The sequence below is a fragment of the Pseudomonas sp. IT-P176 genome, assembly GCF_949767245.1.
Classification (GTDB): Bacteria; Pseudomonadota; Gammaproteobacteria; order Pseudomonadales; family Pseudomonadaceae; genus Aquipseudomonas.
On the sequence record NZ_CATKPN010000123.1, the window covers coordinates 42,604 to 61,930 of the forward strand.

A 19,327-nucleotide genomic window follows, 5' to 3' on the forward strand; every position below is an offset into this window, starting at 1 on the left:
TTGACCACACACGCGACTGAAAGAGCCAACGACCGCGATAAGTTTCGAGTTTTTTCTTACAGCCTGTGACGAATCGGCCTAATTGACGCTGAATTGATATTGGAACACCTTGTGTCCAGGCATCTCAGGAACAGATCGGTAATACACAAGGAAGTGAATACTTATGAATGGCACCGCCCTCCAGACCCTGACCCGCTTCACAACAAAAAAACCTGCACCGACAACCCCCAAGGGCGACCCAGACTCGGCAACCCGTTGCACGTCCATACCAGCCGAAGGAAGCGACATGGAACCTCGTATCGCAGAACTGGAGGCCCATCTCAAGTCACTGCACAAGAACCTTTACCAGGCCCGGGACGAGTTGCAAGCTATCAGGTACAGGGTTGCCTACTCGACCGGCATCCTCATCGTGATCATCGGTCTCGCCAGCTGGATTGCCAACAGCCGCTTCGATCAACTGCTGACACTACTCAACTAAGCATGCGCCAGACCCGGGCTGCAGCACGGGCCTGGCGCGAATCAGCCAAGCACTTCACTCAATGGAATGAAGTTCACCCAATCACCTTCGACCAGGGTGCGCTCCTCCAGCACCTCGACCAGCCCTTCGGCCCACGCGGCACTGCGTAACACTCCGGAGCTCTGGTTGCGATAGACAATTGCCCGCCCCTGCTCCAGGCGTCCACGCAGGTATTCGCGACGGTTACCGGCCTTGGGCCAGACAAACCCTGCCGGGACCTGGAACTGCAGCGGGGTCACCTCCGTCACGCCCTGGCGTCGTAACAGATAGGGCCGCGCCAGCAAGGCGAAGGTCACCAGGGTCGACGCCGGATTGCCCGGCAAGCCAATCACCGGCACACCTTGAAAGTGCCCAAACGTCAGGGGTTTGCCGGGTTTGATCGCCAGCTTCCATAACGTCAGTTCACCCGCCTCGCGCAGCGCGATGCCGAGGAAATCCGCTTCGCCGACCGACACCCCGCCAGTGGAGAGGATCAGGTCGACGCTGCCCAGTTGCGCAAGACGCTCGCGGGTGGCCTGCAGGTTGTCCGGCAAGATGCCCGCATCCAGCACCTCACACCCCAGGCGCTGCAACCAACTGCACAGCAGCACCCGATTGCTGTTGTAGATCTGCCCAGGCCCGAGTGCCTGCCCCGGCTCCACCAACTCATCCCCTGTCGACAGCACGGCGACCCGCACTTTGCGGACCACCCGCAGCTCGGCATTGCCCAATGATGCGGCCAGGCCAAGTTCGATCGGTCCCAGGCGAGTACCGGCGTTCAGCACCCGTTCGCCCACGGTGGTCTCCTGCCCTTGCGGGCGAATGTTCTGCCCGACGTGCAATGGCTCACTGAAGCGCACCCGCTGATCGGCCAGGACCTCGGTGTTTTCCTGCATTTCAACGCAGTCCGCACCGGCCGGCACCGGGGCACCGGTAAAGATCCGCGCACAGGTACCTGGAGCCAATGGCTCGGGAGCCATCCCGGCAAAGATCTTCTGGCTGACGAGCAATGGTTCGCCTGTCCAGTCGGCGACGCGCACGGCGTAGCCGTCCATGGCACTGTTGGGCCACGGCGGCAGATCGAGGCTCGAGAGCAGATCCTCGGCCAGCACCCGGCCTTCAGCGGCCGCCAACGGCAGGTGCTCAAACTCGACAATCGGCGCAGCCTCGGCCATCTCCAGCAGGCGCGCCAATGCTACTTCGACTGGCATCAAGCTGCCGGTCTTGCCAGGCTTACCCACGGGATTCACAAGGTGCCGCCTGCTTCAAATGGGCGACAAAGTTGCACGGCCGGTGACGGACATCCAACTGCTCGGCCAGAATTCCATCCCAGCCAGTGCGTACCGCATTGGTGGAGCCCGGCAGGCAGCACACCAGGGTGCCATTGGCCAGGCCGGCCAGCGCGCGGGACTGCACCGTCGAGGTGCCGATGTCCGCCACCGATATCTGGCGAAACAACTCGCCGAAGCCATCGACCTGCTTGTCCAGCAGGCAACTGACGGCTTCCGGGGTGCTGTCACGTCCGGTGAAGCCAGTCCCGCCGGTAATCAGCACCACTTGCACCACGTCGTCGGCAATCCAGGTGGCTACTTGCGCACGTATTTTGTACAAGTCATCTTTAAGCAGCACCCGTGCAGCGAGGTGATGGCCGGCAGCGCCCAGACGGTCGACAAAGACCTGTCCCGAGGTATCGGTGTCCAGTGTGCGAGTGTCGCTGACAGTCAGCACCGCGATGTTCAGCGGGGCGAAAGGTACATCAGCCTTGGCTTTCATAGGCTCGTCCAGTTGTAGGAGAAACAGCCCGGTGTTATATCACAGCGCCTTGTTTTTTTGCCGCCCCGATGGAGTAGCGCCATGCCCTTGAATGTTCAGCTACCACCCTGCTCGATCCTGCTCCTGGCAGGCGGACGCGGCCAGCGCATGGGCGGCCAGGACAAGGGCTTACTCGAGTGGCAGGGCGAACCTTTGATCAGCCATCTGCACCGGCTGACGCGCAGCTTGACCGATGACCTGATCATCTCCTGCAACCGTAATCGGCACCGGTACGCGGCCTACGCCGACCAACTGGTGCACGACGAGATTGCCGACTTCCCTGGACCGTTGGCCGGCATTCGCGCGGGCCTGGCGGCGGCACGGCACGCCCATCTGCTGGTGCTACCGTGCGATGTGCCGCGCATTGATGCCCAGCTTGTGCACGACATGCGTGCAGCCGCCAGCCAGCACCCGGCCACCCCCTTGATGCTGCGCCAGGGTGAACATTGGCAACCGTTGTTATGCGTGATCCCGGTAGCGCTTGCGCAGGCGTTTGAAAGCGCCTGGAATACCGGTGAGCGCAGTCCTGGGCGTATCATGCGTAATCTGGGTGCTTTGGCCATGCAGTGCCCGGACCATGATCAGCGCCTGGCCAACCTCAATACGCCCGAGCTGTTAAGCCTGCACGCCAGCGTGTCAGAATGACGGCGCCAAGGAACTTGCCGGCGTGTCACACGTCTCAAGTCCAGTACTTAAAAGAATTCATTTGCGGAGACATCTCATGACTCAACGGACCCTCGCCACTTTCATGCTTGCTCTGGGCCTGGCCACCCTTGCTGGTTGCTCCTCGCCTGCAGTCATCACCTTGAATGACGGTCGCGAAATCCAGTCTGTCGATAGCCCTAGATTCGATTCCGAGTCGGGTTTCTACGAGTTCGAACAACTGGACGGCAAGCAGACCCGCATCAACAAGGATCAGGTTCGCACCGTTAAAGAGCTGTAACCCTCGGCCTCTACGGCTGCACGACAATGCCCGCCCTGCGCGGGCGTTGTCGTATCTGGGAGACGGAAAAACCTGTTGTGCAATTCCTATGGCGAAGACTCACCAGGCCAGTCTGATCCGGCTTTCGAAAACCCGCTCTACACCGCTCAGCGGATCGCTGAAGCGCAACCCCCTGGCCAACAGCTTCAGCGGATTGGCGTAGTCGTCCTCGACATCCTTCAGTACCTGCGGATAGAACGGGTCATTGCAGATGCTCGCCCCCAGCGCAGTCATGTGCACCCGTAACTGGTGCTTCTTCCCGGTCACCGGGGACAAGCCGTACCGCCAGAGGTCGCCATTCTTTTCCAGGACCTGCACCGCCGTTTCGGTGTTACTCACCCCTGGGCCTTCCTGCATGCGAAAGAAGGGTTCGCCATCCACCAGCCGGCTTTTGTGGACCAAGGGAAATGCCAGCTGGGGCAACGCCTGGGCAATGGCTTCGTAGTATTTGTCGATCTTGCGGGTTGGAAACAGCGACTGATACGCCGAACGGCTTTGCGGATTGGCGGAAAACAGCACCAGCCCGGCGGTGTGCCGATCGATGCGATGCAACGGCACCAGATGGGGATTGTCCAGGCGGCGAATCAAGCGGCGCAGCAGGGTCTGCTCGACATATTCACCCGCTGGCGTCACTGGTAGAAAATGCGGTTTGTCCGCCACGATCAGGTGCTCGTCGGCATACAGGATCGTTTCCAGAACCGGGATGACCTTTTCGTCCGGCACTTCGCGAAAGTAATGGATCCGCAAGCCTTCCTTGTAGGCCAGGTCCAGGGTAATCGCCTGGCCCTGGGCATCGAGGACGCGACCACGGGCGATCCGGTCCAGCCACTGTTCGCGCCCAATGGCACTGAAGTGTTCGCACAGGCAGTCAAGCACGGTGACCCAGGAACCCGGTGGCAGGTACAGCGTGCTGGCCTGGCTCTGGGCGGCGGAAAATGATGAAGTGGACATACACAGGCTCTTGCGGTTAATGCAGACGAGCATTATCCAGCAACAGCTGAAGCCCACCTAGGGAAGATTCCGTGCCGCCGTGGTTCAGGCCCCACAGGTGGCCATTGATTCGCGCAAGGCCGCAGCCTCGGTGAACTCTTTCAACCAGCGCAATACCTCCACCGCTTCCCAGCGCCCGGGATCATAAAGCGCGTAGAGCAAACCCTGATAACCCACCACATCCAGTTGCCGGTGATACCCGGCGCGCTGGAACAAGGCTTCGATTTCCGCAAAGCAGGTATTGAAGTGCAATTTGTTGAATGGGGTCTTCCCTTCCGTCACCAGGCCATCGAGCCGCAACTCCAGAACCGCCTCACGCACCACGTCGGCCGACATCCGGTTCACGCTGGCTTTCAACTGTTCGACATTGACCATGCTGTATCACTCCTGTTTCGTATGCGCCCGCTGATGCCTGACGCTTTATGCAAATGCCTGCTGGACCGCCCTCAGCCACGTCCCACATAGCTGACCACCCAGAGCACTACGCCCCAGATCGGGGCCGGGTCGAGATCGTCGAAGGCAACCGAGGCCACCGAGGGCCGGGCAGCCTTGAGCAGCAGCCCGCCCTTGGGGTCGGCCGCCAGCAAGCGCACGCAGTATTCGTTGTCGCCATCGAGGTGAGCCACCACGTACTGATCCTGAACCGGTCTGATCGAACGATCGACGATCAGGCGGTCACCTGGATAAATACCAAAGCCCAGCAAGCTGTCGTCTTCCACCAGCACCGCACGTACCTGGGGCGCGCCCAGGCCGACAATTCGGTCGAGGGAGAAGTTCTGGCCTCGAACTTCGGCGGCACAATGCACGGCGCTGAGGCTCAGCTCATCGGCATCGGGCAAGTGCAGGCGCTGGGTACTGGCGAGCAAGGTGAGGGACATGGCGGCCTCCCGGATAACTGTATGCACATACAGTAACCGAATATCCGGATGGGTGCCAATGCATGTCGCGTGGGACACGACAAACGGAGTGCATGGTGCTGAACTGGCTCCAGGTATCAGCGCAGGAAGGCGACGACTTGCTCGGCGTCGAAGGGCCAGCCCAGTTCCGCGCCGGTATCGACCCGGCGCAGCACCGGGATCCGCAGGCCATAGGCGTCGAACAGTTGCTGGCTATCGGCGATGTCCACCAGCTCTACTAACAGGCCGTGCTCGACCAGCGGCATCAGTTCCGCTTCGGCGAGTTCACACAGGTGGCAGCCAAGGGTGCCGAACAACTGGCATTCAGGGGGCATGACAGACGGACCACGAAAGAATGGGTGTTCATTCTAGGCTGGCCACCAAAAACCGTCGAGCACGGGGCGGCCACCATCAGTCCTGACTGACCGCGCCGATCTTGTGGATCGACAGGTCAGCGCCGTAGTACTCCTCTTCCTGGCTCAGGCGCAGTCCGTGCAGGCGCTTGATCACGCCGTATACCAACAGTCCGCCGAGTAGCGCGATGACAATGCCCAACGCGGTGCCGATCAATTGACTGACCAGGCTGACGCCACCCAGGCCGCCCAATGCTGTCTGGCCGAAAATCCCACAGGCGATGCCGCCCCAGGCCCCGCATAGGCCATGCAGTGGCCAGACACCGAGTACGTCGTCGATCTTCCATTGGTTTTGCGCTGCGATAAAACACCAGACAAACAGGGCGCCGGCAATGGCCCCCGTGACCAACGCACCGACCGGGTGCATCAGGTCGGAGCCTGCACAGATGGCCACCAGCCCGGCCAAGGGACCGTTGTGCAGGAACCCTGGGTCGTTACGTCCGACGATCAGGGCCGCCATGGTGCCGCCGACCATCGCCATCAACGAGTTGACCGCTACCAGGCCACTGACCCCTTGCAGCGTTTGTGCACTCATGACGTTAAAGCCGAACCAGCCAACGATCAGTATCCACGAGCCAAGGGCCAGGAACGGAATGCTCGACGGCGCAAACGCCACCAGTCGCCCCTCGCGGTATCGCCCGTTACGTGGCCCGAGCAGCAGCACTGCCGCCAGGGCCAGCCAGCCGCCCATGGCGTGCACCACCACGGAGCCCGCGAAGTCATGGAAGCTGGCGCCAAACTGTTCCAGCAACCAGGCCTGCAGGCCAAGATTGCCGTTCCAGACCATGCCTTCGAAAAACGGGTAGATAAACGCCACGATCAACGCCGTCGCGCACAGTTGCGGAACGAAGCGCGCCCGCTCGGCGATCCCTCCCGAAATAATCGCTGGAATGGCGGCGGCAAAGGTCAGCAGGAAGAAAAACTTCACCAGGCCATACCCGTGATCGGCGCTGAGCACGGCGGCCGGTTGCAGGAAATTGACCCCGTAGGAAATCCAGTAGCCTATAAAGAAGTAGGCCAGTGTCGAGACCGCAAAGTCGCTGAGGATCTTCGACAGAGCATTGACCTGATTCTTTTGGCGAACCGTACCCACTTCAAGAAAGGCAAAACCGGCATGCATGGCCAGGACCATCACCGCGCCAATCAGGATGAACAGGGTATTGGAGCTATGGACCAGGGTGGCCACTGCACTTTGCACATTTTCCATGGGATTGGCAGACCTTCAAACCGCAAATAGCACCAAAGCAGTTCGTCGAGCCTGTGCGCGCACCAAGTTGATACTTTCCCTGGTCTCAACCCGGTTTGACGGTGAACCGTTTTGGCGCAAAGACTTCAACGCGATCAATCATTGCTTCGATGTTGCCGCGAGTTTCTATTATTTGAGTTAAGGTTTTCGCCAGGCATGCCCGTTTCAGGACAATCGAAGCGCCCGGCGCACCAGGACATAGCAAAAGCTGTACCAGTCATTTGCACTGAACCTTAGTGCAAGGCCCATACTCGAACCTTTGACACGCCACTTATGGAGATCACCATGGCCAGCAAAACAGCAAAGACTGCTCAAGAAATCCTGATGGATGATTTTCAGACTCTGGTCAGCGACACCGAACGTTTGCTCGAGCACACCGCGACCCTGGCTGGCGATCAAGCCGACGAATTGCGTGAGCAGATTCATCAGAGCCTGTTGCGTGCCCGTGAAACCCTGCAATTGACCCAGGACTCCCTGACCGAACGCGGCAAGGCCGCCGTGACGGCCACCGAAGACTACGTCCAGGCCAACCCTTGGCAGTCCGTAGGGATCGCCGCCGGTGTCGGCTTCCTGATCGGCCTGCTGGCGACACGGCGCTGATATGGCTATCGGTGAATCCGGCTCGTCCGAGACTGGTACTGGCTCCTCGCCGCGACGCCTGGGCGCCGCTTTTCTGGGATTGCTGCACAGCCACGTAGAGCTGTTCGGCATCGAATTGCAGGAACAGAAAGCCCGTACCGTCAGCCTGTTGCTGTTTGCCGGCCTGGCCCTGGTGTTCGCCCTGCTGTTGCTGGTGGGGATTTCGGCACTGGTGATGATTCTGCTCTGGGACACTTACCGCCTGACCGCGATCATTGGCCTGTGCGTGTTCTATGCGGCCGCCGCGCTGTTTTGCGGGATGCGCCTGAAAGCGGCAATTTTCGATGAGTCCTCGCCATTCCACGCGACCCTCGAAGAGCTGGCCAATGACCGGGAGCGCCTGCTGCCATGAACCTGCCTGAAATCCCCAAGAACAGTACCCGCAAGGAAATGCGCAAGGCCCTGCTGCGCCTGCGCATGGAAATGCATCGCCAGGAAATCCGTCACGAGTCGCAACAATTGCTGCAGCCGCTGCAGCGTGTACGGGGCATGGGCCAGAGCTTCCAAGACGGCCTGGGCATCAAGCATGCGCCGCTGTGGGGCGTGGCTGCAGTCACCCTGCTCGGTTTTCTGACGGGCAAGGGCGCCAAGGGCGGCGGCATACGCAGTGCCACCCGCCTAGTCCGATTGGGCACTACGCTGCTGCCACTGATTCGTATGGTGCTACAAGGCGCCTCACGCAAGGACTGATCGGCACATCATTGTCAGCCCGACCGAACCTCTTGCCCGAGAGCTTCGGTCGGGCTTGCAGCCTGGCGCTTGAACCGGGAAGCTAGCGCATCAGTTCCCTGACGGAGAGATCAGCCTTGGATTGGCAGACCCTGCTTAACCGTGAACGCCTCGGCAAACCTGTGCACAGTCCGGAAGAACTTGGCCGCAGCCCTTTCCACAAGGATCATGACCGGGTGATTTTCTCCGGGGCCTTCCGTCGCCTGGGCCGCAAGACCCAGGTCCACCCGGTTCACAGCAACGATCACATCCACACGCGCCTGACCCATTCGCTGGAAGTCAGCTGCGTGGGGCGTTCGCTGGGCATGCGCGTCGGTGAAACCATCCGCAGTGCCCTACCCGACTGGTGCGAGCCCAGTGACTTGGGGATGGTGGTGCAATCGGCCTGTCTGGCTCATGACATTGGCAATCCACCCTTTGGCCACTCCGGCGAAGACGCCATTCGCTACTGGTTCCAGCAAGCCGCGAACAAAGGCTGGCTGGATGCAATGAGTGAAGTGGAACGTAACGACTTCCTCAACTTCGAGGGCAATGCGCAAGGCTTCCGAGTGCTGACTCAACTGGAGTATCACCAGTTCGATGGCGGTACCCGACTGACCTACGCCACCCTTGGCACCTACCTCAAGTACCCCTGGACCGCACGACACGCCGACTCACTGGGCTACAAGAAACACAAGTTCGGCTGCTATCAGAGCGAACTGCCCCTGCTCGAACAGATCGCCCAGAAGCTCGGCCTGCCGCAACTGGAGGAACAACGCTGGGCCCGCCATCCCCTGGTCTACCTGATGGAGGCTGCGGATGACATCTGCTACGCCTTGATCGACCTGGAGGACGGCCTGGAAATGGAGCTGCTGGAATATGCCGAGGTCGAATCGCTGTTGCTCGGACTGGTGGGCGATGACCTGCCGGAAACCTACCGCCAGCTTGGCCCCTCTGACTCACGCCGGCGTAAGCTGGCGATTTTGCGCGGCAAGGCCATCGAACACCTGACCAACGCCGCGGCGCGGGCCTTCGTCGAGCAACAGGACGCCCTGCTGGCGGGCACGCTGCAAGGTGACCTGGTAGAGCACATGCATGGCCCGGCTAAACGTTGCGTATTGAATGCCAAGGACATGGCCCGCAAGAAAATCTTCCAGGATAAACGCAAGACCCTGCATGAAATCGGCGCCTACACCACGCTGGAAATACTCCTGAACGGCTTCTGTGGCGCGGCGCTGGAGCAACACGGCGGCGGTACGGCCTCATTCAAGAACCGTCGCATTCTCGATCTGCTAGGTAATAACGCACCCGATCCACACGGTCCGCTACATGCCTCGTTTCTACGCATGATCGACTTTATAGCCGGCATGACCGACAGCTATGCCAGCGAAATGGCCATGGAGATGACCGGACGCTCCAGCCGACCGTGACCCATACACCCGTCGCGCCACCTCTTTGGGCCGCGACGGGTGATTACAGTCCTCGGCGCCTCCCAGGAATCATCCTACAGTTAGCGTCGAATTGAATGACGACGAGAGTATCGGTACACATACAACTTCGCTTCTATGCTGAACACTATGATCAAAAATCAATACAGCGGTAGATATCCAGCAACAGAAAAAAGATAATCCATCTCCTATTAAAGCTAACGCCGACACTCCCAAGGCCAATCTCTCTTCCAGGAAAGCCAAATGTTAACTTACAACTTACGCATCCTGCTGGTTGAAGACCACCCCTTTCAACTCAGGGCAACACTTTGCTTGCTTAACAGTTACGGCTTCACCCAAGTCACTACCGCCGACACTGCCGACAATGCACTACAAAAGATGAATCTGGCACATCAACCTTTTGAACTGCTACTCTGCGACCAATGCCTTCCAGATCTTCCCGGCCTGGAACTGATTGGCATTGCGAGCCTGCAGGGACTAATACAACAAGCCATTCTCCTGAGCAGCCTTGACAGCCTGGAATTAAACACTTTGAAAAAAGCCGCTGATGAACATCGACTACCCTTACTCGGTTATCTGGCAAAGCCGCTGAAAAAAACCGAGCTTATTAACCTGCTGATGTCAGAGCAGCGTAATCGCTGAGCATCGTCACTACTGCCCCCCCTGAGTCTCCCACCCAATTACAAGCGTCCTTCCCGTTACAACTTACAAGTTTAAACATAGGCTTTCGACAGCAGACTTCCTCCTGATATTCCTTCCTACTGCGTAATCCCTAGCCTTCTCTTATGTAGGACTCGTCCTATATTGCACTCCTGCCCCCCTCGGCTCATACGTCGCTACTGCTATCTGAGCTAAGGTGCTCGCTTTATTTGCGCACGTATGGGACTTGATTATGAACACCGTTTTTATTGTCGACGATCACCCCGTCATTCGTCTCGCCGTTCGTATGTTGCTGGAACATGAAGGTTACAAAGTCGTCGGGGAATCGGATAACGGCGTCGATGCCATGCAAATGGTTCGCGAATGCATGCCTGATCTGATTATTCTCGATATCAGCATCCCAAAACTGGATGGTCTGGAAGTTCTTTCGCGCTTCAACAGCATGAATACGCCCCTGAAAACCCTGGTACTGACCGCACAGAGCCCGGAACTTTTCGCCATTCGCTGCATGCAATCCGGTGCATGCGGGTACGTCTGCAAACAGGAAGACCTGAGTGAGTTGGTAAGCGCCATCAACGCCGTTTTTTCCGGCTATCACTACTTCCCCAGCCAGGCATTGAACCCCTCGCGCAGCAATGACGAACTGAACGCCGAACTCGACTTGTTCCGTTCCGTCAATGACCGCGAACTGATGGTCCTGCAATTGTTTGCCCAAGGCCGCAGCAACAAGGAAATTGCCAAAGGGATGTTTCTCAGCAACAAGACTGTCAGCACCTACAAAAAAAGGCTCATGCAAAAGCTCAAGGCACAATCTCTGGTGGAACTCATCGAAATGGCAAAACGCAACGCTTTAGTGTGAGAGACAGGATGCCCAGTTCTTTAAAGGACTATTTGTTGTATTTAAGTGTCGGACTTTGCCTGAGTGCCTCTGCCTGCATGGCAGACCCAGAAATCGGTAATTACTCACTGCTCAGTCGCTCGACGACCAAACCCATGGACGTTGAGTTGGATCTATCACAGCGCCAGTGGGTACAAGACCGACCCGGACTGGTCCTGGGGACTTCGGCACCCGACTATCCACCATTCGACCTGACAATCCGGGGCCAGGACTATGAAGGATTCACCGCAGATTACGCGGGTATCATCGGCAACACCCTGGGCCTGCCTATCCAGATCCGGCGCTACCCTTCCCGAGAAGCCGCCATCCAGGCACTGGAAAACGGCGATGTAGACCTGCTGGGCACGGCCAACGGCTATGAAGCCAGGAAATCGAACATCGCGCTGTCGATCCCCTACGCCATAGACCAACCGGTCCTGGTCACCCGGGAGACCGAAACCCGCTCGCTGACCGAGGGCCTGGCCGGCATGCGCTTGAGCATGGTCTACCACTACCTGCCTCTGGAAGAGGTAACGGCCCTGTACCCCAACGCCATCATTACACCCTACCCGTCCTTTCAGAATGCGATCAATGCCGTGGCCTTCGATCAGGCTGACGTGTTTCTGGGCGATACAATTTCCACTCACTTCACGATCAACAAGGGCTATCTGAAAAACGTCAGGATGGCCAACTTCGGTAAACACGAGGCCTATGGTTTCAGCTTTGCCGTCAAGCAGGACAACCAGGAGTTGTTGAACCTCATCAACACGGTCCTGGCAAGGGTGCCGGCCCGTGAGCGAGAAGACATCGCCAAACGCTGGAGCGCCGGCAGTGACATCCTGCTGACTGACCGCAAACTGCAGTTGAGCAATCGTGAAGAACGCTGGCTGGCGCAACATCCAGTGGTGCGAGTGGCCGTCAACGATGGTTTTGCACCGCTGACCTTCTTTGATTCCGATGGCAACCTGCGGGGGATCACCGCCGACCTGCTGGAGCTCATCAGGTTGCGCACCGGATTGCGTTTCGAGCTTCATCGCAGCCCAAGCGAACGCGCCATGCTCAACCTGATTGAGGAGGACCGCGTCGACCTGATTGCCGCCATTGCCCCCAGTGTCGAGCGCGAGACACGCCTGAGCTTCACCCGCCCCTACCTGGAAAGCTCCTATGTACTGCTGAGCAGCAAGAGCCCCGGCAGCCCGACGGATCTCGAGCAACTGCGTGGCAAGAGCCTGGCAATCACCGAAAACAATCCATTGCGTGATTACCTGCAACGCAAACACCCGGGTATCCACCTGGTGCAAACGCAGGACGCCTTCAGCGCCGTGGAGTTGCTTGCCAAGGGCCAGGTCCAGGGCGCGGTTGAATCCCTGATCATCGCCAACTACTTCATCGCCGCGCAGTTGTTCGAGGACCAACTACAGATCAGCGCAACGGTCGGCACACAGCAAGCCGCAGTTTCCCTGGCCACCGCCCGTGGTGCGATTGAGTTGAGTACTATCCTCGACAAGGCCCTGCTGAGTATCGCCCCGGACGAACTGGGGATCATCAACAGCCGCTGGCGTGGCTACATGGGTCCGGCCAGTGGCACCTGGCGCAACTACCAGCGCCAGCTATACCAACTGGTGATCGGCAGCAGCCTGGTACTGCTCATGCTCCTGGCCTGGAACGCCCACATGCGTCGCCAGATCAAACAGCGGCAAAAGGTTGAGCGCGCCCTCAATGACCAGCTCGAGTTCATGCACACGCTGGTCAATGGCACGCCCCACCCCATCTACGTGCGCGACCGCCAGGGGGTGCTGAAAAGTTGCAATGACAGCTATCTGGAAACCTTCTGCGCCAAACGCGAGGAGGTGATCGGCAAAACCGTCATGCAAGGCTCCATGAGCAACGCCTTTGAAGCCGGGGAATACCAGGCGGACTATCAGCGAGTGATGGCCGAGGGCGTGCCGATGCTGCTCGATCGCACCCTGCACATCGGCAGCACAAAACTGACGATCTATCACTGGATCCTGCCCTATCGGGATTCCACGGGAGAGGTCCAGGGAATTATCGGCGGCTGGATCGACATCAGCGACAGACGCCAGCTGTTTGATGATCTCAGGTCCGCCAAAGAGCGCGCCGATGAAGCAAACCGCGCCAAGAGCACCTTCCTGGCCACCATGAGCCATGAAATCCGTACGCCGATGAACGCCGTGATCGGTATGCTCGAACTGACCCTCGAACGCGATGAACATAGCCTGCAGGATCGTCCCGCCATTGAAGTGGCCTATAACTCGGCCAAGGACCTGCTGGAGCTCATCGGTGACATTCTCGACATTGCCCGAATCGAATCCGGCCGCCTGAGCCTGGCGCCCGAACGGGTCAATCTCGGCGTCACCCTGGAAGCGGTGATACGGGTCTTTGACGGACTCGCGCGGCAGAAGAAACTGACGCTGAGCCTCGACTTTCCCGACGCAGCAGCGCAGCCGGATGTGCTGACCGACCCTCTGCGCCTGAAACAGATTCTGTCCAACCTGATCAGCAATGCCATCAAGTTTACTGAGCAGGGAAAAGTCACCATCAAGGTCCGGTTGTTGACGGTCGAGGGCGCCGACCAGCAGCAGATGGTCATGCACATCATCGATACGGGGGTCGGCATCAGTGCAGACGACCAACGCCAGTTGTTCGAGCCCTTCGCCCAGGCGCAGAACACCGGCCAAATGGCCAGGAGCGGAGCCGGCCTGGGTCTGGTGATCTGCCGCAGCCTGTGCGAAATGATGGGCGGCGACCTGCAACTGAGCAGCCAACCGGGAGTCGGCACCGAGGTCCGGGTTGACCTGCCCATGACGCCGTTGCCAGGCACCACCGTGCAGGAGCCACTGCCGGCGCTGGTCGCACCTGGCCAGACCTGCTTGAACGTGCTGGTGGTCGACGATCATCCGGCAAATCGGCTGCTGATGAGCCAGCAACTGGGGTTCCTGGGGCATCGTTGGGTCACGGCGAACGACGGTGCGCAAGGATTGGCGGCCTGGCAAGAGGGTCATTTCGACCTGGTGATCGCCGACTGCAACATGCCGGTGATGAATGGCTACGAACTGGCGCGGGCCATCCGCAGGATCGAACACGATGAACAACGCCCACCGTGTACGGTGCTCGGCTTTACTGCCAACGCCCAGCCAGAGGAAAAACCTCGATGTCGCCAGGCGGGAATGAACGATTGCCTGTTCAAGCCCATCAGCCTGGCGACACTCAGCCAATGCCTGGAGACCCTGCGTCCTCTCACCGAGGAACCGGCCTTCAGCCTGCAGAGCCTGCAAGCACTGACCGGTGGCGACCCCTTACTGGTGCAGCGCCTGCTCACCGAGTTGCTCAACAGCAACCGCCTCGATCACCAAGAACTGCTCGACTTGTCGCCGGCCAGCGGGCGCGAGGGATTCATCGATATCGCCCACAAAATCAAAGGCGCGGCCCGCATCGTCCAGGCCACCAGACTGATGGACAGCTGTGAGGCACTTGAGCGGATGTGCCACGAAGCGTTCACCGAGGCCAGGCTGGCGACCTGCACCGAGGCGATACAGCAGGCCATGCTGGAACTGGAGCAGGCACTGCAACGAGAGATTGCTCAATCTTCGACCTGACATCTCCCGGGCCACAGTTTGAACCCTGCTGGCCCTGGCGCTCGGACAGCCTCAAGGATTCACAGCAGACCGTTGTGCCATTAACTATGCTTGTTGGCTGAGCCGTGCGTATCGACTATGGAGAGCCTGCAATGCCCAGCCCACCGCGCCCGGACAAACGCCGATTGCCGCTGCACGTGCATATCAGCGTGATGTTCACCCTGTTGCTGCTGTTCACGGGCGTTGTGCTGGGTATTTTCAATTATCGACAAACCACCGAGATCATCCTCTCCAGCAGTGAGAAGCTGTTCGAACGCATAGACCAGGACGTGCGCAGGGACCTGCAATCCACCTACCAGCCCATTCGACGATTGCTCAGCCTGTTGGCAGAAAGCGCCGCGATCCAGGGAACGGACCTGGCGCACCGGCTGCCCCTGCTCAAACCCTTCAGCCAATCCCTGAGGGACAATAACGAGCTGGCATCGCTGTACGTCGGTTATGCCGATGGCGATTTTTTCATGGTCCGCCCATTACGCAGCGATGCCCTGAAAAAAACCCTGCAGGCGCCTGATGCAGCCGCCTTTCAGGTCTGGAGCATCGATCGTGACATCCTCACCGGGCAAACCCGCTCACAATCACTGTTCTATGACGCGACACTGAACCAGATCGGGCGCCTGGATAATCCGCAGGAGGCCTATGACCCTCGCACCCGGGCCTGGTTCGACCGGGCCAACAGCAGCGAAGAACAGATCACCACTGAACCCTACATCTTCTTTTCGACCCACAACATCGGCACGACGCTCGCCCGCCACAGCGGCCCCAATGCCGTGGTGGGCGCCGACCTGACCCTGGCCCAGCTGTCCGCCACCCTGGCCAAGCACCAGGTAACACCCGGCACCGAAGTCGTGCTGTTCGATGGCGACGGCAATGCCGTCGCCTACCCCGACAGCCGCAAGCTGATCATCGATGATCAAAAGGCCCACCTGGCCAAGGTCAAGGACTTGAGCCCGGCCCTGGCAGCCCTGTTTATGCACCCGGCCAGTGGCAATCGCCTGGAGGTCGGCAACCGCCAATGGATCTTTGCTCGCAGCAGCATCCAGGAAGGTGGCCCGCGGGGACTGAACCTGGCAGTGATGGTTCCCGAAGAGGAGTTGCTGGTCGATGCCTATCGAATGCGCTGGCAGGGCGCCCTACTGACCCTGGCCATCTTGTTACTGTGTGTGCCACTGGGCTGGCTGACCTCCCGTATCCTGGTCAAGCCATTACGGGCTCTGGTGCAGGAAGCCGACGCGATTCGCAGTTTTGATTTCAACTACCCGGTTGCACGCCGCTCGCCGGTGCTGGAAGTCGACCAACTCAGCGTCTCCATGGCGCGCATGAAAGCGACCCTGGCCAGCTTCTTTGAAATCACCGACAGCCTATCGGCGGAAACCCGCTTCGAGCCGCTGCTGCTTCGAGTCCTGGCGGAAACCGTGAAGATAGGCCAGGCCCAGGCGGGACTGATATACCTGCGGGAAAATGAAGGCAACCGCCTCCAGCCCCATGGCTTGTTCATCGAGGGTGAATCACGCGACCTTTCGGCATTCAACGTCAAGAGTCATGATCCTGACGACACGCAGGCCCCTGCCTGGCTGCACCCACTGGCGAGCCAGAACGCCCTGGTGACGACTCTGGGATTCGAGCAGGCAGGCGATCTGCAAAGTGTAATGCTGGCGCTGCAGTGCCCCAGCGTGCACCTGATCGGCATTCGCCTGCACAATCGCCATAACGAAACCGTCGGCGTGCTGATCCTGTTGCTGGCCGACAGCGGTGCGCAAGCGGACCTCGAAAAGCTGCGCCCTGACCGGATCGCCTTTATCCAGGCGGTCTCCGGCGCTGCGGCCGTGAGCATCGAAAGCCAGCGCCTGCAGCACAAGCAAAAACAGCTGCTGGACGCCTTCATTCAGTTGTTGGCAGGAGCGATCGATGCCAAGAGCCCCTATACCGGCGGCCACTGCCAACGGGTACCCGCCCTGACCCTGATGCTCGCCCAGGCCGCCGCCGCCAGCCGGGCCCCGGAATTCGAACGCTACAACCCCACCGACGATGAATGGGAAGCGCTGCACATTGCCGCCTGGTTGCACGACTGTGGAAAAGTCACCACACCTGAATACGTGGTCGACAAAGCCACCAAGCTTGAGACCCTCACCGACCGCCTGCATGAAATCCGCACCCGCTTCGAAGTACTCAAGCGCGATGCCTGGATCGACTACTGGCAAGGGCTCGCCCAAGGTGGCGACGGGCAGACACTGGCTGTAACGCGCGACGCCAGCCTCGCCGCCCTCGACGACGACTTTGCCTTTGTCGCCCGCAGTAACCTGGGGGGCGAGGCCATGGTCGAAGGCGACCTGCAACGGCTGCACAACATTGCCCAACGCACCTGGACCCGCACGCTGGATGACCGGCTGGGGCTGTCCTGGGAGGAGAACCGCCGCCAGGCTCGCACCCCGACTCCCGTGCTGCCGGTCAGCGAGCCGCTGCTGGCGGATAAGCCCGAACACCTGTTCGAACGCAACAGTGCCGAGCTAATGCCCGCGGACAATCCCTGGGGCTTCAAACTCGACGTTCCGCCGCACAAATACAACCGTGGCGAGCTGTACAACCTGAGCATCACCCGCGGCACGCTGACCTGCGAGGAGCGCTACATCATCAACCATCACATGGTGCAGACGATCCTGATGCTCAGCCACCTGCCCTTCCCCGGGCACTTAAGCAACGTCATGGAAATTGCCGCCGGGCATCACGAAAAAATGGACGGCACCGGCTATCCGAGACGACTCACACGGGAACAGATGAGCCTGCCGGCGCGGATGATGGCGATTGCCGATATTTTCGAAGCGCTGACTGCCGCAGACCGCCCCTACAAGAAGGCCAAGACCCTCAGTGAGGCTCTCGGCATCATGGCGTTCATGTGCCGTGATGCCCATATCGACCCGCAGCTGTTTGCCCTGTTTATCGAGGAACAGATCTATCAGCAGTACGCCGACAGATACCTCGACCCGGTACAAATCGATGCCGTGGACCGACAAAGCCTGCTCGCCAAAGCAGGCCTGGTTAGCTGATCAGCAGTCGGTCAGGCGCAGGAAGATCGCGGCCAGTTGCTCGATACCGGCCTGGTCAGCGACGCTGAAGCGCGCCAGTGACGGGCTATCCAGGTCCAGCACGCCGATCAGTCGACCGTCCTTGACCAGTGGCACCACCAACTCACTGTTCGAAGCGCTGTCACAGGCAATATGCCCGGCGAACGCATGCACATCCTCCACGCGCTGGGTGGTCAGCGTGGCCGCTGCAGCGCCACAAACACCGCGACCAAAGGGGATCCGCACGCAGGCTATCTGGCCCTGGAACGGCCCGAGCACCAACTCTTCATTGCGATTCAGGTAGAAGCCGGCCCAGTTCAGGTCATCGAGTTGATTGAACAGGAACGCCGAGAACTGCGCGGCATTGGCAATAAAATCTCGCTCATCGGCCAGCAACGACTCCAGCTGTGCGCACAGCAGGCCATAACCCTCCAGGCCTGCGCCGCTGTTTTGCAAATCAATCATGCCTGCTGCTCCAACAGTTTGAGCCCGACCCAATAGCGGGCGAACTGATAGGCGCATCGCCCGTTGCGGTTACCACGGCCAGTAGCCCAGCGCACCGCGAGGATTTCCAGCTCTTCATCCCGTTGCCAGGCCAGGCCGGCCTTGGTGGCCAACTCGCCGACCCAGTGTTCGACCACGTTGAGGAAGTGCTCCTGGGTAAACGGGTAGAACGACAGCCACAGGCCAAAACGATCCGACAGCGCGATCTTGTCCTCCACCGCCTCACTGGGGTGCAGCTCACCGTCGACCCTTTTCCAGTTCTCGTTATCGCTCTCCTTTTCCGGCACCAGGTGACGCCGGTTGGAGGTGGCATACAACAGGACATTGTCCGGGGCCTGCTCCAGCGAGCCGTCGAGCACACTCTTGAGTACTCGGTAATCGCCCTCGCCCGCCTCGAAGGACAGGTCGTCACAAAACAGCACGAAGCGTTGCGGCAGCTTGGCAACCTGCTCGACCACCCGCGGCAGGTCCGCCAGGTGATCTCGCTCGATCTCGATCAAGCGCAGCCCGCCCTTGGCATGCTCGGCCAACAGCGCGCGCACCAGCGAAGACTTGCCCGTCCCTCGCGAGCCCCAGAGCAGGGCATGGTTGGCAGGCATGCCATCGAGGAACTGGCGCGTATTGCGGCCCAACTGTTCCAATTGCTTGTCGACCCCGATCAGGTCGCTCAGGCGCATATCCAGGCTGACCTCAAGTGGCAGCAGAAAACCGCTGCGTCCCTCACGCTGCCAGCGGGCAGCCAGGCATTGTGTCCAGTCGATGGCACTGCGTGGCGCTGGCAGCAGCGGCTCGATACGAGCCAGAACCGCATCAGCGCGTTCAAGAAAGGCATTCAATCGAGAGTCCACGTCTTCTCCTCAAGGCAGTTCACAGTAATGATGGGCAGACCAACCCGTTCCTGGCGCCAGACACCGTCCCGGGTCGCGAGCCAGAGCGCTGCA

Annotated in this window: 20 protein-coding genes; 11 read left to right on the plus strand and 9 right to left on the minus strand. The window is 59.7% G+C overall.

The features are described from left to right. Positions 1–286: 286 nt before the first annotated feature. Complete coding sequence (locus ACM6IP_RS26305) at positions 287–478, plus strand: hypothetical protein (protein ID WP_095168175.1); 192 nt, start codon at positions 287–289, stop codon at positions 476–478. A gap of 41 nt (positions 479–519) precedes the next feature. Here ACM6IP_RS26305 and glp read toward each other — a convergent pair whose 3' ends face one another. Both glp and moaB read right to left on the minus strand, forming a co-directional pair. Continuing rightward, complete coding sequence (gene glp / locus ACM6IP_RS26310; protein WP_414862675.1) at positions 520–1,707, minus strand: gephyrin-like molybdotransferase Glp; 1,188 nt, start codon at positions 1,705–1,707, stop codon at positions 520–522. Positions 1,708–1,729: 22 nt separating this feature from the next. Continuing rightward, entirely contained in the window at positions 1,730–2,269 is a 540-nt protein-coding gene (moaB, locus tag ACM6IP_RS26315; protein WP_095168171.1) for a molybdenum cofactor biosynthesis protein B, read from the minus strand. Between the two features lie 81 nt (positions 2,270–2,350). Here moaB and mobA point away from each other — a divergent pair, with 81 nt between their 5' ends. Both mobA and ACM6IP_RS26325 read left to right on the plus strand, forming a co-directional pair. Continuing rightward, positions 2,351–2,953, plus strand: coding sequence for a molybdenum cofactor guanylyltransferase MobA (gene mobA / locus ACM6IP_RS26320; RefSeq protein ID WP_095168169.1), 603 nt, complete (start codon positions 2,351–2,353; stop codon positions 2,951–2,953). A 76-nt stretch (positions 2,954–3,029) separates the two neighbouring features. Continuing rightward, positions 3,030–3,251 carry a YgdI/YgdR family lipoprotein gene (locus tag ACM6IP_RS26325; protein ID WP_095168167.1) on the plus strand — a complete coding sequence of 74 codons (222 nt, stop codon included), beginning with the start codon at positions 3,030–3,032 and terminating at the stop codon, positions 3,249–3,251. A gap of 99 nt (positions 3,252–3,350) precedes the next feature. On the opposite strand, the gene ACM6IP_RS26330 is transcribed toward ACM6IP_RS26325, so the two are convergent. The 5 genes from ACM6IP_RS26330 to ACM6IP_RS26350 form a co-directional block, all read right to left on the minus strand. Further along, positions 3,351–4,241: a pseudouridine synthase gene (locus tag ACM6IP_RS26330; RefSeq protein WP_095168165.1), complete on the minus strand. Its 891-nt coding sequence runs from the start codon at positions 4,239–4,241 to the stop codon at positions 3,351–3,353. A gap of 84 nt (positions 4,242–4,325) precedes the next feature. Beyond that, positions 4,326–4,655, minus strand: a complete 330-nt coding sequence (locus ACM6IP_RS26335; protein WP_095168163.1) for a transcriptional regulator — start codon at positions 4,653–4,655, stop codon at positions 4,326–4,328. A 71-nt stretch (positions 4,656–4,726) separates the two neighbouring features. Then, the gene (locus ACM6IP_RS26340; protein ID WP_159997263.1) at positions 4,727–5,158 is read right to left on the minus strand and encodes a LexA family protein; all 432 of its coding nucleotides are present in this window, start codon (positions 5,156–5,158) and stop codon (positions 4,727–4,729) included. 116 nt (positions 5,159–5,274) lie between these two features. Continuing rightward, the gene (locus tag ACM6IP_RS26345; RefSeq protein ID WP_159997265.1) at positions 5,275–5,511 is read right to left on the minus strand and encodes a glutaredoxin family protein; all 237 of its coding nucleotides are present in this window, start codon (positions 5,509–5,511) and stop codon (positions 5,275–5,277) included. Between the two features lie 76 nt (positions 5,512–5,587). Beyond that, complete coding sequence (locus tag ACM6IP_RS26350) at positions 5,588–6,796, minus strand: ammonium transporter (protein WP_095168158.1); 1,209 nt, start codon at positions 6,794–6,796, stop codon at positions 5,588–5,590. Between the two features lie 324 nt (positions 6,797–7,120). Here ACM6IP_RS26350 and ACM6IP_RS26355 point away from each other — a divergent pair, with 324 nt between their 5' ends. The 8 genes from ACM6IP_RS26355 to ACM6IP_RS26390 all read left to right on the plus strand — a co-directional run bounded on the left by ACM6IP_RS26355 (position 7,121) and on the right by ACM6IP_RS26390 (position 17,864). Then, positions 7,121–7,435: a DUF883 family protein gene (locus ACM6IP_RS26355; protein WP_414862633.1), complete on the plus strand. Its 315-nt coding sequence runs from the start codon at positions 7,121–7,123 to the stop codon at positions 7,433–7,435. Between the two features lies 1 nt (position 7,436). Beyond that, entirely contained in the window at positions 7,437–7,826 is a 390-nt protein-coding gene (locus tag ACM6IP_RS26360) for a phage holin family protein (RefSeq protein WP_095168154.1), read from the plus strand. After that, a complete protein-coding gene (locus ACM6IP_RS26365; RefSeq protein ID WP_401128647.1) occupies positions 7,823–8,164 on the plus strand; it encodes a hypothetical protein in 342 nt (113 codons plus the stop codon). Before ACM6IP_RS26360 ends, ACM6IP_RS26365 begins: the two co-directional genes overlap by 4 nt. A gap of 116 nt (positions 8,165–8,280) precedes the next feature. Then, on the plus strand, positions 8,281–9,612 hold the full coding sequence (locus ACM6IP_RS26370) for a deoxyguanosinetriphosphate triphosphohydrolase (protein ID WP_095168150.1): 1,332 nt from the start codon (positions 8,281–8,283) through the stop codon (positions 9,610–9,612). Positions 9,613–9,873: 261 nt separating this feature from the next. Continuing rightward, complete coding sequence (locus tag ACM6IP_RS26375) at positions 9,874–10,272, plus strand: response regulator (RefSeq protein ID WP_159997269.1); 399 nt, start codon at positions 9,874–9,876, stop codon at positions 10,270–10,272. A gap of 250 nt (positions 10,273–10,522) precedes the next feature. Next, a complete protein-coding gene (locus ACM6IP_RS26380; protein ID WP_095168147.1) occupies positions 10,523–11,149 on the plus strand; it encodes a response regulator transcription factor in 627 nt (208 codons plus the stop codon). Positions 11,150–11,157: 8 nt separating this feature from the next. Beyond that, positions 11,158–14,784 carry a transporter substrate-binding domain-containing protein gene (locus tag ACM6IP_RS26385; RefSeq protein WP_414862634.1) on the plus strand — a complete coding sequence of 1,209 codons (3,627 nt, stop codon included), beginning with the start codon at positions 11,158–11,160 and terminating at the stop codon, positions 14,782–14,784. A 131-nt stretch (positions 14,785–14,915) separates the two neighbouring features. Continuing rightward, positions 14,916–17,864: an HD domain-containing phosphohydrolase gene (locus ACM6IP_RS26390; protein WP_414862635.1), complete on the plus strand. Its 2,949-nt coding sequence runs from the start codon at positions 14,916–14,918 to the stop codon at positions 17,862–17,864. Here ACM6IP_RS26390 and ACM6IP_RS26395 read toward each other — a convergent pair whose 3' ends face one another. Then, complete coding sequence (locus ACM6IP_RS26395; RefSeq protein ID WP_095168141.1) at positions 17,865–18,347, minus strand: GAF domain-containing protein; 483 nt, start codon at positions 18,345–18,347, stop codon at positions 17,865–17,867. Then, positions 18,344–19,234, minus strand: a complete 891-nt coding sequence (locus ACM6IP_RS26400; RefSeq protein ID WP_095168139.1) for an ATP-binding protein — start codon at positions 19,232–19,234, stop codon at positions 18,344–18,346. Before ACM6IP_RS26400 ends, ACM6IP_RS26395 begins: the two co-directional genes overlap by 4 nt. Between the last annotated feature and the right edge of the window lie 93 nt (positions 19,235–19,327).

What these genes read in the sequence shown, in the direction of transcription:
- ACM6IP_RS26340 (WP_159997263.1), bottom strand. Translation starts at nt 5,158, where the DNA reads ATGTCCCTCACCTTGCTCGCCAGTACCCAGCGCCTGCACTTGCCCGAT.
- ACM6IP_RS26385 (WP_414862634.1), top strand. Translation starts at nt 11,158, where the DNA reads ATGCCCAGTTCTTTAAAGGACTATTTGTTGTATTTAAGTGTCGGACTT.
- ACM6IP_RS26380 (WP_095168147.1), top strand. Translation starts at nt 10,523, where the DNA reads ATGAACACCGTTTTTATTGTCGACGATCACCCCGTCATTCGTCTCGCC.
- ACM6IP_RS26345 (WP_159997265.1), bottom strand. Translation starts at nt 5,511, where the DNA reads ATGCCCCCTGAATGCCAGTTGTTCGGCACCCTTGGCTGCCACCTGTGT.
- ACM6IP_RS26350 (WP_095168158.1), bottom strand. Translation starts at nt 6,796, where the DNA reads ATGGAAAATGTGCAAAGTGCAGTGGCCACCCTGGTCCATAGCTCCAAT.
- ACM6IP_RS26330 (WP_095168165.1), bottom strand. Translation starts at nt 4,241, where the DNA reads ATGTCCACTTCATCATTTTCCGCCGCCCAGAGCCAGGCCAGCACGCTG.
- ACM6IP_RS26355 (WP_414862633.1), top strand. Translation starts at nt 7,121, where the DNA reads ATGGCCAGCAAAACAGCAAAGACTGCTCAAGAAATCCTGATGGATGAT.
- glp (WP_414862675.1), bottom strand. Translation starts at nt 1,707, where the DNA reads ATGCCAGTCGAAGTAGCATTGGCGCGCCTGCTGGAGATGGCCGAGGCT.
- ACM6IP_RS26365 (WP_401128647.1), top strand. Translation starts at nt 7,823, where the DNA reads ATGAACCTGCCTGAAATCCCCAAGAACAGTACCCGCAAGGAAATGCGC.
- ACM6IP_RS26395 (WP_095168141.1), bottom strand. Translation starts at nt 18,347, where the DNA reads ATGATTGATTTGCAAAACAGCGGCGCAGGCCTGGAGGGTTATGGCCTG.
- ACM6IP_RS26335 (WP_095168163.1), bottom strand. Translation starts at nt 4,655, where the DNA reads ATGGTCAATGTCGAACAGTTGAAAGCCAGCGTGAACCGGATGTCGGCC.
- ACM6IP_RS26390 (WP_414862635.1), top strand. Translation starts at nt 14,916, where the DNA reads ATGCCCAGCCCACCGCGCCCGGACAAACGCCGATTGCCGCTGCACGTG.
- ACM6IP_RS26360 (WP_095168154.1), top strand. Translation starts at nt 7,437, where the DNA reads ATGGCTATCGGTGAATCCGGCTCGTCCGAGACTGGTACTGGCTCCTCG.
- ACM6IP_RS26305 (WP_095168175.1), top strand. Translation starts at nt 287, where the DNA reads ATGGAACCTCGTATCGCAGAACTGGAGGCCCATCTCAAGTCACTGCAC.
- moaB (WP_095168171.1), bottom strand. Translation starts at nt 2,269, where the DNA reads ATGAAAGCCAAGGCTGATGTACCTTTCGCCCCGCTGAACATCGCGGTG.
- mobA (WP_095168169.1), top strand. Translation starts at nt 2,351, where the DNA reads ATGCCCTTGAATGTTCAGCTACCACCCTGCTCGATCCTGCTCCTGGCA.
- ACM6IP_RS26325 (WP_095168167.1), top strand. Translation starts at nt 3,030, where the DNA reads ATGACTCAACGGACCCTCGCCACTTTCATGCTTGCTCTGGGCCTGGCC.
- ACM6IP_RS26375 (WP_159997269.1), top strand. Translation starts at nt 9,874, where the DNA reads ATGTTAACTTACAACTTACGCATCCTGCTGGTTGAAGACCACCCCTTT.